The 15,718-nt window shown below is 73.4% G+C and carries 16 protein-coding genes and 1 pseudogene; 10 read left to right on the top strand and 7 right to left on the bottom strand.

Annotated features, from left to right (window positions below; genetic code table 11):
* Window positions 1-88: 88 nt before the first annotated feature.
* A complete protein-coding gene (locus tag ACFV4P_RS12065) occupies window positions 89-1,747 on the top strand; it encodes an alkaline phosphatase D family protein (RefSeq protein ID WP_380470027.1) in 1,659 nt (552 codons plus the stop codon).
* A gap of 49 nt (window positions 1,748-1,796) precedes the next feature.
* On the opposite strand, the gene ACFV4P_RS12060 is transcribed toward ACFV4P_RS12065, so the two are convergent.
* The 5 genes from ACFV4P_RS12060 to ACFV4P_RS12040 all read right to left on the bottom strand — a co-directional run bounded on the left by ACFV4P_RS12060 (window position 1,797) and on the right by ACFV4P_RS12040 (window position 6,019).
* A complete protein-coding gene (locus ACFV4P_RS12060) occupies window positions 1,797-2,582 on the bottom strand; it encodes an ABC transporter permease (protein WP_380470025.1) in 786 nt (261 codons plus the stop codon).
* On the bottom strand, window positions 2,579-3,565 hold the full coding sequence (locus tag ACFV4P_RS12055) for an ATP-binding cassette domain-containing protein (protein WP_380470749.1): 987 nt from the start codon (window positions 3,563-3,565) through the stop codon (window positions 2,579-2,581). Before ACFV4P_RS12055 ends, ACFV4P_RS12060 begins: the two co-directional genes overlap by 4 nt.
* Before the next feature lie 86 nt (window positions 3,566-3,651).
* Entirely contained in the window at window positions 3,652-4,497 is an 846-nt protein-coding gene (locus tag ACFV4P_RS12050; protein ID WP_380470022.1) for a DUF4097 domain-containing protein, read from the bottom strand.
* Between the two features lie 93 nt (window positions 4,498-4,590).
* Entirely contained in the window at window positions 4,591-5,127 is a 537-nt protein-coding gene (locus tag ACFV4P_RS12045; RefSeq protein WP_380470020.1) for a toxin-antitoxin system HicB family antitoxin, read from the bottom strand.
* 343 nt (window positions 5,128-5,470) lie between these two features.
* On the bottom strand, window positions 5,471-6,019 hold the full coding sequence (locus ACFV4P_RS12040) for a hypothetical protein (protein WP_380470019.1): 549 nt from the start codon (window positions 6,017-6,019) through the stop codon (window positions 5,471-5,473).
* A 288-nt stretch (window positions 6,020-6,307) separates the two neighbouring features.
* Between ACFV4P_RS12040 and ACFV4P_RS12035 the strand changes: the two genes are divergently transcribed.
* Window positions 6,308-6,541 carry a hypothetical protein gene (locus ACFV4P_RS12035; RefSeq protein ID WP_380470016.1) on the top strand — a complete coding sequence of 78 codons (234 nt, stop codon included), beginning with the start codon at window positions 6,308-6,310 and terminating at the stop codon, window positions 6,539-6,541.
* Window positions 6,542-7,098: 557 nt separating this feature from the next.
* Window positions 7,099-7,815 (top strand): hypothetical protein, encoded by a 717-nt coding sequence (locus ACFV4P_RS12030; protein WP_380470014.1) that lies wholly within the window; start codon window positions 7,099-7,101, stop codon window positions 7,813-7,815.
* Window positions 7,816-8,283: 468 nt separating this feature from the next.
* Here ACFV4P_RS12030 and ACFV4P_RS12025 read toward each other — a convergent pair whose 3' ends face one another.
* Window positions 8,284-8,535, bottom strand: coding sequence for a hypothetical protein (locus ACFV4P_RS12025; RefSeq protein WP_380470012.1), 252 nt, complete (start codon window positions 8,533-8,535; stop codon window positions 8,284-8,286).
* Between the two features lie 436 nt (window positions 8,536-8,971).
* Here ACFV4P_RS12025 and ACFV4P_RS12020 point away from each other — a divergent pair.
* The 7 genes and pseudogenes from ACFV4P_RS12020 to ACFV4P_RS11990 form a co-directional block, all read left to right on the top strand.
* Window positions 8,972-9,094: pseudogene (locus ACFV4P_RS12020) on the top strand (transposase); the annotation flags it as partial.
* A 118-nt stretch (window positions 9,095-9,212) separates the two neighbouring features.
* A complete protein-coding gene (locus ACFV4P_RS12015; protein ID WP_380470010.1) occupies window positions 9,213-9,950 on the top strand; it encodes a hypothetical protein in 738 nt (245 codons plus the stop codon).
* A gap of 403 nt (window positions 9,951-10,353) precedes the next feature.
* Window positions 10,354-11,358 (top strand): LacI family DNA-binding transcriptional regulator, encoded by a 1,005-nt coding sequence (locus tag ACFV4P_RS12010; protein WP_380470008.1) that lies wholly within the window; start codon window positions 10,354-10,356, stop codon window positions 11,356-11,358.
* A gap of 68 nt (window positions 11,359-11,426) precedes the next feature.
* Window positions 11,427-12,086, top strand: a complete 660-nt coding sequence (locus ACFV4P_RS12005) for a hypothetical protein (RefSeq protein ID WP_380470006.1) — start codon at window positions 11,427-11,429, stop codon at window positions 12,084-12,086.
* Between the two features lie 181 nt (window positions 12,087-12,267).
* Complete coding sequence (locus ACFV4P_RS12000; protein WP_241844612.1) at window positions 12,268-12,729, top strand: DUF6325 family protein; 462 nt, start codon at window positions 12,268-12,270, stop codon at window positions 12,727-12,729.
* A gap of 53 nt (window positions 12,730-12,782) precedes the next feature.
* Window positions 12,783-13,073, top strand: a complete 291-nt coding sequence (locus ACFV4P_RS11995; protein WP_380470004.1) for an SHOCT domain-containing protein — start codon at window positions 12,783-12,785, stop codon at window positions 13,071-13,073.
* 31 nt (window positions 13,074-13,104) lie between these two features.
* On the top strand, window positions 13,105-14,724 hold the full coding sequence (locus ACFV4P_RS11990) for an MFS transporter (protein WP_380470002.1): 1,620 nt from the start codon (window positions 13,105-13,107) through the stop codon (window positions 14,722-14,724).
* On the opposite strand, the gene ACFV4P_RS11985 is transcribed toward ACFV4P_RS11990, so the two are convergent.
* Entirely contained in the window at window positions 14,721-15,665 is a 945-nt protein-coding gene (locus ACFV4P_RS11985) for a helix-turn-helix transcriptional regulator (protein ID WP_380470000.1), read from the bottom strand. The genes ACFV4P_RS11990 and ACFV4P_RS11985 overlap by 4 nt on opposite strands.
* Window positions 15,666-15,718 lie beyond the last annotated feature (53 nt).

Below are 15,718 nucleotides of genomic sequence, written 5' to 3'. Positions count from 1 at the left end.
ATGTCTTGGCGATATCGTGGTGAAGCGTTGACGAATAGTCAACTCGCGGTCTGGACAAGGCATTACCGGTCGGTAATTCTCCTGTGGTGTGACCGAACCCACCGCTCCCGCGCCCACCGCCCGCCCCGCGCGCCGCCAGGTCATCCAGGCGGCCGCCCTCACCGCCGGGGCTCTCGCCCTGCCGCTCGCCGCCGCCCACGGCAGCGCGGCCGCCGCCGAGCCGGCCCAGTTCCTGCACGGCGTCGCGTCCGGCGACCCGCTGCCCGACGGCATCCTGCTGTGGACCCGGGTCACCCCCGGCGCCGCCGCCGTCCCCGGCTCCGGACTCGGACCCGACACCGCCGTGCAGTGGCAGCTCGCCACCGACCGCGCCTTCACCGCCGTCGTCGCCACCGGCACCGTCACCACCACCGCCGCCACCGACCACACCGTCAAGGCCGACGTTCGCGGCCTGCGCCCCGACACCGCCTACTGGTACCGCTTCCTGGCCGGCAGCGCCGTCTCGCCCGTCGGCCGCACCCGCACCGCCCCCGCCACCGACGCCGCCGTCGACCGGCTGCGCCTGGGCGTCGCGTCCTGCGCCAACTGGGAGGCCGGCTACTTCTCCGCCTACCGCCACCTGGCCGCCCGCGGCGACCTGGACGTCTTCCTCTTCCTCGGCGACTACATCTACGAGTACGCCTCCGGCGCGTACGGCACCCGCGGCACCGTGGTGCGCCCGCACGCCCCCGCCAACGAGATCGTCACGCTCGCCGACTACCGCACCCGGCACGGCCGTTACAAGACCGACCAGGACCTCCAGGCGCTGCACGCCGCCGTCCCCACCGTCGCGATCTGGGACGACCACGAGTTCGCCAACGACGCCTGGTCCGGCGGCGCCGAGAACCACACCCCCGGCGCCGAGGGCGACTGGAGCGCCCGGGTCGCCGCCGCCAAGCAGGCCTACTTCGAGTGGATGCCCGTCCGCCCGTCCATCGCCGGCACCACCTACCGGCGGCTGCGCTACGGCAAGCTCGCCGACCTGCACCTGCTCGACCTGCGCTCGTTCCGCTCCCAGCAGGCCGGCATCGGCAACGGCGACGTCGACTCCGCCGACCGCACGATCACCGGCCGGGCCCAACTCGACTGGCTGAAGGCCGGACTGGCCGCCTCCGACACCACCTGGCGGCTGGTCGGCAACGAGGTGATGATCTCGCCCGTCGCGTTCCTCGCCCTCCCCGACTACCTGCTGCGCCCGCTCGCCCAGCTGCTCGGCCTGCCCGGCGAGGGCCTGGCCGTCAACGTCGACCAGTGGGACGGCTACACCCACGACCGGCGCGAACTGCTCGGCCACCTGAAGGACCACCGCATCACCAACACGGTGTTCCTCACCGGCGACATCCACTCCGCCTGGGCCTGCGACGTGCCCTTCGAGGCCGCGACCTACCCGGCGTCCGGCAGCGCCGCCACCGAGTTCGTGGTCACCTCGGTCAGCTCCGACAACATCGACGACATCCTGAAGGTCGCCCCGCAGACGCTCTCCCTGGTGGCCGTCGCCGCGATCCAGGCCGCCAACCGGCACGTCAAGTGGACCGACCTGGACTCGCACGGCTACGGCGTCCTCGACATCACCGCCGAGCGGGCGCAGATGGACTACTACGTCCTGTCCGACCGCACCAGGCCCGACGCCACCGCCAAGTGGGCCCGCTCCTACCGCACCCGCAGCGGCACCAAGCAGATCGAACGCGTCAACGCCCCGGTGAACTGACGCCGCACGCCACCGGGGGCCCGACGGATCGCCGGGCCCCCGGAACCGCTCAGCGCCGGCCGGCGCGGTCGAACAGCCGCCGCGACCAGGCGTGCCCGAGTACGCCGATGCCCGCGCACCAGGCCAGCGACACCCAGCCGGCGGAGCCGATCGCCGAGCCCGACAGCAGGCCGCGCAGCGTCTCCGTCACCGGGGTGAACGGCTGGTACTCGGCGAACAGGCGCAGTCCCGGCGCCATCGAGTCGGCCGGCACGAACGCCGAACCCAGGAACGGCAGGAACTGGATCAGCAGCGGCTTGTTGCTGGCCGACTCCACCGTCTTCGAGAGCAGCCCGAGCGCCGCCGACAGCCAGGTCACCGCGACCGCGACCGCCGTCAACAGCCCGACCGCCGCCAGCCACTCCAGCGCGCCCGCGTCCGAGCGGAACCCGACCGCCAGCGCCACCGCGACCACCAGCACGACGCCGACCAAGGTCTGGAGGACACTGCCGACCACATGGCCGGTCAGGAACGAGGACCGGGCGATGTTCATGGTGCGGAAGCGGTTGACGATGCCGCCCGTCAGGTCGGAGCAGATCGCCACCGAGGTGGACATCGAGCCGCCCGCCACGCCCATCACCAGGATGCCGGGCGTCAGGTAGGACAGGTACGCGTCGCGCCCGCCGCCGAGGCCCGCGCCGATCGAGTCGCCGAAGGCGTAGACGAACAGCAGCAGCATCATGATCGGCGTCATCGCCTGGCTGAAGGTGAGCGCCGGGTAGCGGGCGGCGTGCTTGAGGTTGCGACGCAGCATGGTCAGCGAGTCGTGCGCGGTCAGGGCGAGGGTGCTGCTCATCGCGGGGTCTCCTCGGCGTGGTGGCGGGATGCGGCGCTGCCGGTCAGCGCGAAGAAGACGTCGTCGAGGTCCGGGGTGTGCACCGAGAAGTCGGCGGCGGGGACGCCGGCCGCGTCCAGCCGGTCGATCAGGGCGCGCAGGGCGTCCAGTCCGGCGTCGCCGGCGATGCGCAGCGCGAGGTTCTCCTCGTCGCGGCTCGCGCCCGGGAACGCGGCGCAGGCGCGCCCGAACGCGGCCGGGTCGGCGAAGCGCAGGCGGACGTGGCTGCCGGGGATGCGGGCCTTCAGCTCGTCGGGGGTGCCCTCGGCGACGATCCGGCCGCCGTCCAGGACGGCGATGCGGTCGGCGAGCTGGTCGGCCTCCTCCAGGTACTGGGTGGTCAGGAAGACCGTGGTGCCGCCCGCGACCAGGCCGCGCACGGTCTTCCACATGGTGCGGCGGCTGCGCGGGTCGAGGCCCGTGGTCGGCTCGTCCAGGAAGATCACCTCCGGGGCGCCGACCAGCGTCATCGCCAGGTCGAGCCTGCGGCGCATCCCGCCCGAGAAGGTCGCGGCGCGCCGGCCGGCCGCCTCCGCGATGTCGAAGCGCTCCAGCAACTCCCGTACGCGGACACGTCCTTGGGGGCGGGGGAGGTGCAGCAGGTCGGCCATCAGGCGGAGGTTCTCCTCGGCGGTGAGCAGGTCGTCCACGGCGGCGAACTGTCCGGTGACCCCGATCGCCGAGCGCACGCCGTCCGGGTCGGTGCGCAGGTCGTGGCCGGCGATCTGCGCCTGGCCGCCGTCCGCGGACACCAGGGTGGTGAGGATCTCGACCGTGGTGGTCTTGCCCGCGCCGTTCGGCCCGAGCAGGGCGAACACCGTCCCGGCGGGGATGGCGAGGTCGATGCCGTCGAGGACGGTCCGGCCGCCGTGCGACTTGCGCAGGCCGACGGCGGTGACGGCCGGGCGCGGGGGCTCCTCCCGGAGCCTTCTGGGTGTGGGCATGACAAACGTGGGCATGTGTCCCCCCTGGGTGGACCGGATGCGGTGGTGGTGCCTTAGCTGATGGTGCTGACGGTGGTGACGGCTCGTCAGGAGCGGGCGCGGCGGATGTCGATGTTGCCGAAGCGGGTGCGGGCGCGGACCTCGACGGTCTCCTCGTGCCGCTCCGGCGCGTCCGTGTCGGTCAGCGAGTTGCGGACCTGCCCGCGCTGCGCGCTGACGTCCAGCCAGGCTGCCGTGCCGGCCCGGACGCCGACCTCGATCGCGCCGAAGCCGCTCTCCAACTGCACGCTGCCGCGAGCGACTTCGCCGACCAGCAGAGTGCCCCGGGCGGTGCTGGCGCGGACCGAGGCCGCGGCCCGTTCGACCGTGATGTCGCCATTGGCGCCGCTCACCTGCAGGTCGCCGGTGGCGACCGCGACGGTGGTGCTGCCGTAGGAGTTCTTCACCACCGCCGGGCCGTCCAGCAGCCCCACCCGGACGGCGCCCGAACTCGTGGTGATCTCCGCCCGGCCCTGCACCTCGTCGACGGTGATCGACCCGTGCGCGGCCGTCAGCTGCAACGGCCCGGTGCGGTCCAGCCGGATGTCCCCGGACGCGGTCTTCACCCGCACCTCGCCGAGCCGCCCCTCGCCGAGCACCTGCGCCCACGCGCCGCCGGCCTCCAGCCGGGAGCCGGCCGGCAGCTCGACGGACACGTCCACCACGCCGGTCCGCCCCAGCAGGTGACGCTGCTTGGGGGTGCGGACGGTCAGCACGCCGCCCGCGAAGTCGATCGCGGTCTGCTCGGCGGCGCGCACGTCCGCCTCGCGCTCCGGGTCGCGCGGCCGGGCCTCGACCACGGTGTCGGTGCGGTCGGTCGCGACGACGTGCACCGAGCCCGCGGACACCTGGGCGTTCAGCGAGATCGGCTCGGGGGTGTCGAACGAAGGCATGGCAGTACCGTCCTTGGGGGTCTGTGGAGCTTCGGCAGTCGCGGCAGTCGTGGGAGTCGTGGGAGTCTTGGGAGTTGAGGTGGCGGCGCGGGCTCAGCGGACCCAGCCGGTGAAACTCTGGCCGAACGTCTGCGAGCGCTCCACCGGCCCGCGCGGACGGGCGCCGCCCTCGACGGCGGACGCCACCGCCCGCACCAGCCACGCGTTGACCGACAGCCCCTCGCGGGCGGCGGCCTCCTCGGCGCGCGCCTTCAACTGGGCCGGCAGCCGCAGGTTGATCCGGGCCGTCCCGCCGTCGTCCTCGGCGGCGGACAGGTCGGCGGGCGCAGTGGCATGCGCAGTGGCATGTGCAGTGGCGGGGGCGGGCTCGGGGGCGGTGGGCTCGGGGAGCGGTGCGGTCACCACGAAGTCCGGGTCCAGGCCGCGCAGTCGGACATCGACCGAACCCGGGGCCAGCTCGCGGGTGACCTCGGCCATCGCGGCGGAGAGCACATGGAGCATGGTCAGCCGGGTCGCCGACTCCAGCGAGGCGGTCAGCCGCTCGGCCAGAGCGCGGGCATCAGGCCCGCCGGCCTCGGCGGCCACCGCCAACTCGCGGCGGAGGTTGTCGACATACGGGGTGAGGTCCATGGCTCCATCGTGGCATCACTTTGATGCCACGACAAGTCCCCTGTGGGGGCCGGTAGTTGGAGGTACGGGGTGGACCACCCTGACCTGCGGGGATGGGTGCGGCGTGCGATGGTGGCGGGCGGATCGGGCCGGTGCCGCGCGGTGCCACTTGGTGCCACGCGGTGCCATGTGTGTGCCAAGGTGGGCGCCGCCGGGGGCCAGCGCGGGGGGCGCCCCCCCCCCCGGCCCCCCCCCCCGGGGGGGGCCTTGTGGGGCCCGGGGGTGCCTTTGTGGGTCCCTGGGGGGCCGCCGCGGGCGCGGGGGGGGTCCCCCCCCCCGCCCGGGCCCCCGGCGCCGAGGGTGCTCAGCCGATGGTGAAGTCGGCGGTGACGCCGAACACTTCGGTGGAGTCCTTGTCGCACCCGCTGCCGACCGGGTCGAAGAGCGTGTTGCGGGTGACGGCCTTGCCGGCGCCGCTGCCCGCCGTGACGGTGCCCGTGCTCTGCATCCGGAAGCGGATCACGTTGCCGCCGGCCTCCTTGGTCACCGCCACCTTGTCGAAGTTCACCGTGGTGGTGTCGCCGGTGTCCCAGGTGTAGGTGACCGTCTCGGTGGTGGAGTCCGGGAAAGGGTCCGTGCAGCTGGAGTTCCAGGTGACCGGCGCGTTCTGGTTCAGCGTGCTTTTCGCACTGCCCGTACAGCCGCGGTAGCTGGTGCGGTGGGTCGCGGAGACGCTACGGCCGTCGGTGCTCGGGGCGGGCTTGAAGAGCCAGCTCTCGGTCTGCTGCACGCCGCCGCCGGCGGTGGCGCGGTCGACGGCGAAGTTCGGGTTCGGGTCCGCGGCGACCCCGGGGCGGCCGAGGTCGGCCGCCCCGGCGGAGGTGGGCAGGAGGGTGGCGGCCGTGGCGGCCAAGACGGTGAGTGCGGTGCTGATCCGACGCGTCGGGTGGCTCCGTTCGTGAGTGGTGTCCCCTGCGCCCTCCATCGGATTCGTATGCGACCTTTCTGAGCGGTTTCCCCCGGTCGGGTGGCGTGCAGGCGTGGAATGACGCCCCCGGCCCCGACCGTGACGCACCCGGCAGTGCGGGCCGGGAAGCCCCGGTCCGGCACCGCTGGCCCCCTGGCGAGGGAGCGACACGGAGCCGCGCGGCGCGCCGGATAGCATCCAGGGAGGAAGCGCCGACGGGGGAGGACCGCCGCCATGACCGAGGAACACCGCACCCGCTGGTGGCGGCGTCGAACTCCCGCCGCCGCCAAGTCCGTTGAGGAGTCGCCGGCCGCGTTCGACCTGGTGCGGCGCGGCTACGACCGGCAGCAGGTCGACGCCCACCTCGCGCTGCCGCCGGAGCAGCGGCCGCGGCCCGCCGCCTTCGACATCGTGCGGATCGGCTACGAGCGCCGCCAGGTCGACGAGGCGCTGCGCGAACAGGGCTGAACACGGCGGCCTCGGCGCGGCCTTGACAGGGCGTCGGAAACCCTTTGCGGTCGCAGCGGTCGGTGTGCGACCTTGCGCGGGTCGTCGAAGGAGGGTGCCCATTGGAGCTCTTCGCGTGCGCGCACTGCGCGACCGCACTCACCCGGCCGGTCGGCCGCGTCCGGTTCCCGGTCTACGCCCATCACCAGGTGGGCAACGGCGTGCCCCTGCCGGCCCTGATGGAGTCCGGGAGCTACGCCGCCGACCCGGATCCGTCCGGCCCGCCCTGGCGGCCCCAGGGCCTGTCCGGCCGATCTTGCCGGGCGCGCGCCGCCGGATCATCCCGGCTGGAAGCACCGCCGAAACATCCAAGTACGCCCAGTACGAGGACGTTCCGGCGGCACTCCCAGCCGGGCGCCCGACGACGCGCGCTGATCCGACAAGATCGACCGGACAGGCCCTGGGAGGAACTGGCCGAGGCCCGCGGCTACCCACCCCGCCGATCCGATCCGGACCGCCGGCTGTCCGACGGCGCGCCCGGGCGCATCCTGCTGGCACCCGGGGACGACATCGGCACCATGACGATCCCCGGTCGCTACGAGGGCTACTGCTGCGGCGTCACCGGCCAGGACGGCCCCAACCTCGCCTGCGCCCACTGCGGACACCCGGTGGGCGCGCGGGTGGACGACTGCTCGCTCTGGCAGGCCGTCTGGCTGGAGCCGGACGCGATACGCACGGTCCCCGCCGGTCCGGCGCTGCCCGTCGCCGACTGGACGGATCTGCTCCACGACCGCCACGCCGTCCCGCCGCTCGACGCGAACGGCCGCTGGCGCTACCGCTACGAGCAGGAGGCGAGCGTCACCCTGGCCGCCCTGATCCTCGCCGCCGAGGGCTCGCCCGTGGTGTTCGAGGACGACACGGCCGCGGCCCTCCTCGACCGCGGCCTGCGCCGCCACCGGCCTGGTACCGCCGGGACGGCGAAGCGCTGCGCCCTGCACGGCCCGGGCCGCCCCCTGACGAACCGTCACTCCGAGCTCGCCCTCGTGCCCTGCCACCCGCAGACCGGCCGGCCCTGGCCCACCCCGTCCGGCGTCACCGGCATCCCGCTCGACCTCGCGATCTGGCGGTACCTCGCCTTCCCACCCCTGCGCTCTGCCGTCCACGTCCCCGGCCCGCTGCGCGCCGAACTCGACCGCGACGACCCACCCCCGCCGAGGCGGCACATCGGCATCTGGTTCGACGGCCGGCTGATCGGCGACCTGCTGGCCCGCCACCCGGTCCCACGGCCTGCATAGCGGGCCCGGCGTCCGAGCCGGCGGCGGAGCCGCGACGCGCGACCGCCCTCGACGAGCCGGCTGCCGAGAGCGCCGACGGTTCTCGGCTGCCCCGGCGATGGGAACCCGGGCGACCCCGGCTTGCGACGAGGCTGGGGGTTCGGTCGATGCCCGACCATGTCCCGGCGGCCCTGGTCTTCGAGCCGGCCGACCGCAGCTGCTTCGCCAGCTCGATCTCCGACCGGTTCGCCGACGGGTCCGGAGCCGCACTGGCCGAGCAGAGAAGGGCAGTTGCGCCTTCTACGTGCTTGTTGCCGAGTGCGGCCGACCAGGGGGACGGTACCGGCCGCGTCGGCCACCGCGTCGCGGAGCGGGCCGGGGCCGGGGGCCGGGGCGACTGCCGCTCCCGACCGTGCCGGCGGTCGCCTGCCACGACAGCGTCGCGTCCCAACGCGCGTGGGCCGAGCGCGGGTTCGTTCCGGCCGGCGGTCAGCGGTGCTGCCGAGCGGCGATGTCGTGGGCCGTCGGGCCGCCGGACGCGCCCCCGGAGAGGCCTGCCAGCGGGTGCCCGTGGGGCGACGACCAACTGCCCGTTCCTGCCGTGGTCGAGACGGGGCGCAGCTGCGCGTCCGGGCCGCAGTCGGTCGCGTGGGCGGGGGAGGCGCCGGTGAAGGCCCCGGCGGCGAGTACGAGCGCGGCGGCGATCGACTGGGCGCGGCGGGCCAGGCTGTGGAAGTTCATCGTGCGTGTTCCTTTTCGAGCGACCATGCGGGAGGCACCGTCACCGCTCATGGCCGGTGGCGGACGCGGTGGTTCGGGTACCGGCACGATGATGGCGGCCCGAGACCGGCGCGATCGATGCGAGCGTGCCCCAACTCGGCCGATCGGGTGGTACGTACTACCGCGTCCCGGCGTGCGGCCGTCCGGGTGCGCCGCCGCGCGCCGCCCGAGCCGGTGGGTGGTGCGGCACGGCCGGTTGAGTGAACTCCCTTGGTAGGAGGCGTAGATGACAAACGTGGCGGTGTTCGACCGGCGACTTCCCCGGGGGATCGCGGCGTCGCACCTCGGACGGACCGTGACGAACCGTCATCCGCAGTGATCCGACTGTCCGTCACATATCAACGAAAGCAAGGGCGTTCGATCCGGATTGGCTCTTGGAACGGTCGTCAACGACACTGGCGTGGCGCGGCTGGACGACCGCATGATCCTGAACGGGATCGTGTGGACGCTCCGAACCGGGACGGCCTGGCGAGACGTGCCCGAGCGCTACGGACCGTGGGCCACGCTGCATACACGTTTCAGCGTCGATCGGCGCATAACGAATTCGCCTTCATTCGTCGGCGGTTCGTCCTGTTTCACGGTGATCGCCCGGCAGCAACTCCGTAGCCGGCATGTGAGTGACCGTTAGGGTGCCGCGCATGCTTCTCGCCATCGACACCCATTCCACCGCATTCCTGCAAGGACAAGCCCTCGGCTTGGCCGCCGTGCTGGCCGTCGGCATCATCGTCGTCTGGGTGCTCACCCGAAGGTGGCGCAATCCGGTCGCCCTGATGCCGGAGGACCTGCCCCGGGTCACCGCGCTGCGGAAGAAGCGCCAGATGCTGCTGGCTCTGGCCACGGTCGTGATCTGCGCCTCCTTCATAGCGAAGTTCGTCCTGGACCTGAGAAGTGAAACCCCCTACGGGGCGGCGGCTGAGACCGGGCCGACCAACCGGACCGTCGACGCGCCCGACACCGTCGCCGGCTATCACCTCATCACCGGTGAAGCTGCGGCCCAGCTCGCCGCGAAGACGAAGGGCAGGGCGTCCGAACATCTCTGGTACTACTCGAAGGCTCCGGGCGGGACGCAGCCCAGTGTCGTGTTCTCCGCATCGACGGCCGCGTGGGATCCGGAAGGCGCCGCCGAGAAGTCTGAGCACTCCCTGGAATGGCTCTTCGTCAACTTCTTCGCCGGCGCCAAGGTCGAGGACGCGAAGGACGTCGACCCCGGCCCGCTCGGCGGGCTGATGCGCTGCGGCCACACCACAAGCGGCAACGTCGTCATCTGCCACTGGGAGGACGCCGGCACTGACGGCACCGTGATGGCTTCCGGTGCCATCGACATCCATCAGGTGTCGACTCTCGCCCTCCAGTTCCGCAACGCCGCCGAGCACTGAGGTTTCTCAGCGAAATGATCTCTGCGAGGTCGGGTGGGTGGAGCGGCGGTACGGGCCGGGCGGCTGCGTGAACCGAAGAAGCCGAAGCAGTGGCGGACGGCGCGCAGGGGTACGCGCAGTTGGGCTGGCCGGGGGAGCCGGTAGGCGCGTTCGCGGGGGTGGCGGACGAGTTCGCCGAGGCGGTGAGGTTCGCCGCGTCCCAACTCGGCCGACCGGGCCCGACAACCGGCGTCGCCTGCCCGCAGGACGCTCCGAACGCCCCGTCGCCGGTGCGGCGTTGAACATGCTGACTGCTCGGCCGCCGATGCCGCGGAGCGGGTAGCCTGCACGGACGGGCATGTCACCACCCCTGTGGGGCGGGTGACGACAGCAGAGGTTTTCTCGGCAAGAGGGGGATGCCACTATGGGCCAACGACCGACCTTGGAGTCCGTTGCCGCGCACGCGGGCGTCGGCCGCGGCACTGCTTCCCGCGTGATCAACGGCTCGTCGAAGGTCAGCGCCAAGTCCCGGGAGGCGGTGCTGCGGGCGATCGACGAACTGAGCTACGTGCCCAACAGCCTGGCCCGAGGGCTGGTGCGGCGCCGCACCGACACGGTCGCCCTGGTGATGGCCGTCTCCGAGGACACGGTCTGGGACGAGCCGTACTTCTCCGGCCTGATGAGCGGCATCAAGCGGGGACTGGCCAGCACCGGCCTGCAACTGCTGCTGGCCATCGCGCAGTCGGAGCCGGAGAAGGACCAACTGCTGCACTACCTGACGGCCCAGCACGTCGACGGTGTGCTGCTGACCTCGCTGCACGGCGACGACCCGATGCCCCGGCTCCTGGAGGAGAGCGGGATCCCGACGGTGGTCGCCGGAGCCCCCACCGGCTTCGACCCGACGTACTGCGTGGACGTGAACAACCGCGACGGCGCGCGGCGGGCGGTGCGGCACCTGGTGAAGCAGGGGAGGACCCGGATCGCCACCATCACCGGCCCGCAGGACATGCGCGCGGGGGTGCAGCGGCTGCAGGGCTATCAGGACGCGCTCGCCGACGCCTCGCTGGGCGCCGGACTGGTCGCCCACGGCGACTTCTCCGCCGACTCCGGCGCCCTCGCGATGGAAGAACTGCTGCTGCTCGACCGGGAGATCGACGCCGTCTTCGCGGCCTCGGACAACATGGCGATCGGCGCCCTGCGCGTCCTGAAGGCACAGGGGCGCACCGTGCCCGAGGACGTCGCCCTCGTCGGGTTCGACAACTCGCCGATCGCCCTCCACACCGATCCGCCGCTGACCTCCGTGCACCAGCCGTTGGAGAAGATGGGGCGGGAGATGGCGCGCCTGCTGATCGCCCGGATCAACGGCGAGACGGTGAGCCGACCCATGATCATCCTCGAAACGCAGCTGGTGGTGCGGGACTCGACCTGAGCCCGGGCCCCGACATCACCGGCCGGCCGGCCGGCGACGATCCACAACCGACGGACGGTGGTCGAAGGATGGGCGATTCGCATCCGCTGCTGGGGCACTTCCTGGACGCGGCCGACGGCGCGTTCCCGCCGGTGGACGGCGGGGTGACGGTGCTGCCCGCGCTCGCGGGCGGACTCGTGGCCGCGGTGGCGTTCACCGGGCACGCGGTGGTGGCCACCGCGCGGCCGGCGGCCGAGGTGCGGGCCCAGGGACCCGACGGGTACGGGGAGTCGATGGCACCCGACTTCCTGCGGTACCTGGCCGGCCCCGGCGGGTGGATCGGCTGCCTCGACGCGACCCTGGTCGCCCGCGGCGCCGGTGGCCCCGCGCAACTGGGGCCGCTGGACGGCCTGGACGGCCACGACCGGGTGCGGCACGCCCGGGAGCTGCGCACGGACGTCGGCGTGTACGGCGACCGGCGCGGACTGGTCACCCTCGCCCAAGGCCTCGCCGGGCGACGGGAGTTGAGCATCGAACTGCACCGGCCCGAGGAGAGCGGACGGCCCGGCCTCGGACGCTCGCTGATCGCCGACGCGCTCACCCTCGTCCCGGCCGGCGAGCCGGTGTTCGCCGCCGTCTCGCCCGGCAACGCCCGCTCCCTGCGCGCCTTCCTCGCCTGCGGGTTCACCCCGATCGGCAGCGAGGTCCTGTTGCGCCCGTCCGGGCCCTGCGGGCCGGTCCACCCGTGACGCCGACCGCGCCCGACCGGAGCCGGGCACACCCACCGGGGCGTCACGCTCCGTAGCGGCCCGGAAGGGCGGAGGTCGACGGCAAGGGCTAGCGTGGACGAGGAGCCGGTCGGCTGCGAAGACGCCGGCCCCGCCCCGGCCGGCCGCGTAGTCGGCCGCCCGCTCTTCCCCGGGAGCCGCCGTGAGCACGGAAAACCAAGACCTGGACGAACTCGGCCCGATCGACTACCTGGTGATCTCCTTCCCCGGCAGCCGACTGACCGGCGAGGGAATGCCGCTGCTGGTCGACCTGGTCGACCGCGGCATCATCCGCATCCTCGACCTGACGTTCCTGCGCAAGGACACCGACGGCACGGTCCTGGTCGTCGAAGTCGCCGACCTCGACGGCGACGGACAACTGGACCTCGCCGTGTTCGAGGGCGCCTCGTCCGGCCTGCTCGGCGACGACGACGTGGCCGAGGCGGGCTCCCTGCTCGACCCCGGCAACTCCGCCCTCGTCCTGCTCTACGAGAACCGGTGGGCCGCCCCGCTGGCCGCCGCGCTGCGCCGGGCCGACGCCCGGATGCTCGCCGGCGGGCGGGTGCCGCTGCAGGACGTGATCGAGGACCTCGACGCGATCGAGGGGACCGGAAGCACGGGGTGAGCGCGCCCGCGCGGAACGCCCCACCGACAGAACCCACAGAAGGGTGGAACACCATGCCCGGACTGCTTCGCGGCGTCGCCCGTACCGCGGTCGTCGCCGGCACCGCCACCGCCGTCTCCAACCGGGTCTCCCGGCGGCAGGCCGGCCGGTGGGCCCAGCAGGCGCCCCAGCAGGTCGGCTACGCCGAACCCGTCGCGCCGCCTCCTCCGCCCCCGCCGCCGCCGGCGGGAATGAGCATGGAGCAGAAGCTCGACCAGCTCCAGCAGCTCGCCACGCTCAAGGAACAGGGCGTGCTCACCGAGCAGGAGTTCGCCGCGCAGAAGGCCCGGATCCTCGGCGGCTGACGCTCCCGGCGGCCGAAGGAGGCACGGCACGGTGAACAGGTGGAAGCCGCTGCTCGTCCTCGGGACGGCGCAGTTCCTGATGGTGCTGGACGCCTCGGTGATGAACGTGTCGATCAGCCAACTGGTCGCCGACTTCCACACCGAGGTCACCACCATCCAGGCCGTCATCACCCTCTACACCCTGGTGATGGCGGCCTTCATGCTGACCGGCGGCAAGATCGGCGACATGGTCGGCCGCCGGAAGGTCTTCGTGGTCGGCCTGGTCGTGTACGGCGTCGGCTCGGGGCTGACGGCGCTGGCCCCGACGGTCGCCGTGCTCGCCCTCGGCTGGTCGGTGATCGAGGGCCTGGGCGCGGCGCTGGTGCTGCCCGCGCTGGCCGCCCTGGTCGCCGGGTCGTACCAGGGACGCGAGCGGGCGATCGCCTACGGCGTGGTCGGCGGGCTGGCCGGCGCGGGCATCGCCGTCGGCCCGCTGCTCGGCGGCTGGGTCACCACCTACCTGACCTGGCGGCTGGTGTTCGCCGGCGAGGTGGTCCTGGTCGTCGCGATCCTGGCGGTGATGCGCTGGATCCCGCCGCAGCCCGCGCCCACCGAGCGGTCCCGGCTGGACGTCCTCGGCGCCGCGCTGTCCGCCGCCGGCCTGGCGCTGGCGGTCCTGGCCGTGCTGCAGAGCGGCAGCTGGGGCTGGGTGCAGCCGCGCAACCCGCCGTTCACCGTCCTCGGCTTCGCGCCGACCCTGTTCGCCATCGGGCTCGGCGGCGTCCTGCTGTACGCGTTCTGCGTGCACGAACGGCACTGGGAGCGGCGCGGCGGGACACCGCTGGTCTCGCTGGACCTGTTCCACAACCGACCGCTGCGCGCGGGGCTGGTGACGCTGTTCAACCAGAACACCGTGCTGCTGGGCCTGTTCTTCGTCATCCCGCTCTACCTCCAGGTGGTGCAGGGCCTGAACGCGTTCGAGACCGGCCTGCGGCTGCTGCCGGTCTCCGTGACGATGCTCGCCACCTCGATGTGCGGCTCGCTGCTGCTGCGGATCGCCTCGCCCCGGACGATCGTCCGGGGCGGCCTGCTGGTGCTGCTCGCCGCCACCCTGTGGCTGATCGCGGCGATCGGGCCGCAGCTGAAGGGCGGCTCGTTCGCGGGCGCGATGGCGCTGCTCGGCATCGGCCTGGGCATGCTCGCCTCCCAACTCGGCAACACGGTGCAGTCCAGCGTGCGGGCCGCGGAACGCAGCGAGGCCGGCGGCCTGCAGTACACCGCGCAGAACCTCGGCTCCTCGCTGGGCACGGCGCTGATCGGCGCACTGCTCATCGGCGCCCTCGCCACCTCCGTCACCACCAGGATCGAGAGCGACCCGCGGGTGAGCGCGGCCGTCGCGCAGGAGACCGCCACGCACGTCTCGGCGGGCATCGCCTTCGTCCCCGCCGACCAGGTCTCGGCCGCGCTGGCCACCCGCTCCGACGTCTCCCCGCAGGAGGCCGAGGCCCTCGTCGGCCACTACCGGGACGCGCAGATCCAGGGCCTCAGGTCGGCCGTCCTCGCCTGCACGGTCATCACCGGCGGCGCCCTGCTGTTCACCCGCCACCTCCCCAGGACCCGCGACCTCCCCAGGACCCGCGACCCCAACGCGCGCAGCGCGCCCACAGGCTAGGCCCCGGGCCCCTGGGCGTAGCGGGCGGCCAGGGTACGGGCGGTCGTGGCGAGGCGGGCGCGGAGTTCGGGCGGGTCCAGGACCTCGATGTCGGCGCCCAGGCGCAGGAAATCGCCGTGCGCGTGGTCGACCGACTCGATCGGGACCCGGGCCTGCGTCCAGCCGCCGTCCGCCGCCGGGGGCACGCCGAGGCGGCGGGCGCCCTCCGGGGTGAGGCGGACGAGTGCGTGGCCGGTGTGCAGGCGGGCGCGGAAGCCGGCCAGGTGGGCGGACCACCAGACGGGCAGGGAGAAGTCCGCGGGGACGGTGAACTCCTCCTCCAGGCAGGTGAGTTCGAGGATCTGATCGACCCGGTAGGTGCGCGGCCCGGACGGCCCGCCCGCGACCAGGTACCAGCGGCCGGCCTTCAGCACCAGCCCGTACGGCTCGACCCGCCGGGAGATCTCCTCCGGGGCGCGCCAGCGGCGGTAGCCCATCAGCACCGCGCGCCGCGCCCACACCGCGCCGGCCACCGCCGTCAGGTGCGGGGTGCGGTCGGCGTCGCCGTACCAGCCGGGGGCGTCGAGCAGGAAACGCTCCTGGATGCGGTCGGCGTGCGTGCGCAACTCCGCCGGGAGCGCCGCCCGGAGCTTGAGGCGGGCGGTGGCGAGGGCCTCGCCGAGGCCGAGTTCGGCGGCCGTGCCGGGCAGCGCGGCGAGGAACGCGGCCTGCGCCTCGTCGGCCGTCAGCCCCGTCAGGCGCGTGCGGTAGCCGTCCACCAGGCGGTAGCCGCCCGCGTGCCCGGCCTCGCCGTACAGCGGGACGCCGGCTGCGGCCAGCGCCTCCACGTCCCGGTAGACCGTCCGGACGGAGACCTCCAGCTCCTGCGCGAGTTGACCGGCCGTCAGGCGGCCGCGGTTCTGGAGCAGCAGCAGAAGAGTGACCAGTCGGCTCGCGCGCATGAGCACCAGTGTGCCGATCTCCCCTGACAGTGGATGTCAGGGGAGCGGCCCTA

It is taken from the genome of Kitasatospora sp. NPDC059795, assembly GCF_042732175.1.
Lineage (GTDB): Bacteria > Actinomycetota > Actinomycetes > Streptomycetales > Streptomycetaceae > Kitasatospora.
The sequence above is the reverse complement of the archived record's forward strand: the minus strand, read 5'-3'. Positions and strand labels throughout refer to the sequence as shown.

Bases quoted from the DNA above. Each gene is read 5' to 3' on its own strand.
- ACFV4P_RS12060 (WP_380470025.1), bottom strand. From the start codon at position 2,582: ATGAGCAGCACCCTCGCCCTGACCGCGCACGACTCGCTGACCATGCTG.
- ACFV4P_RS12055 (WP_380470749.1), bottom strand. From the start codon at position 3,565: ATGCCCACACCCAGAAGGCTCCGGGAGGAGCCCCCGCGCCCGGCCGTC.
- ACFV4P_RS12050 (WP_380470022.1), bottom strand. From the start codon at position 4,497: ATGCCTTCGTTCGACACCCCCGAGCCGATCTCGCTGAACGCCCAGGTG.
- ACFV4P_RS12045 (WP_380470020.1), bottom strand. From the start codon at position 5,127: ATGGACCTCACCCCGTATGTCGACAACCTCCGCCGCGAGTTGGCGGTG.
- ACFV4P_RS12035 (WP_380470016.1), top strand. From the start codon at position 6,308: ATGACCGAGGAACACCGCACCCGCTGGTGGCGGCGTCGAACTCCCGCC.
- ACFV4P_RS12030 (WP_380470014.1), top strand. From the start codon at position 7,099: ATGACGATCCCCGGTCGCTACGAGGGCTACTGCTGCGGCGTCACCGGC.
- ACFV4P_RS12025 (WP_380470012.1), bottom strand. From the start codon at position 8,535: ATGAACTTCCACAGCCTGGCCCGCCGCGCCCAGTCGATCGCCGCCGCG.
- ACFV4P_RS12015 (WP_380470010.1), top strand. From the start codon at position 9,213: ATGCTTCTCGCCATCGACACCCATTCCACCGCATTCCTGCAAGGACAA.
- ACFV4P_RS12010 (WP_380470008.1), top strand. From the start codon at position 10,354: ATGGGCCAACGACCGACCTTGGAGTCCGTTGCCGCGCACGCGGGCGTC.
- ACFV4P_RS12005 (WP_380470006.1), top strand. From the start codon at position 11,427: ATGGGCGATTCGCATCCGCTGCTGGGGCACTTCCTGGACGCGGCCGAC.
- ACFV4P_RS11995 (WP_380470004.1), top strand. From the start codon at position 12,783: ATGCCCGGACTGCTTCGCGGCGTCGCCCGTACCGCGGTCGTCGCCGGC.
- ACFV4P_RS11985 (WP_380470000.1), bottom strand. From the start codon at position 15,665: ATGCGCGCGAGCCGACTGGTCACTCTTCTGCTGCTGCTCCAGAACCGC.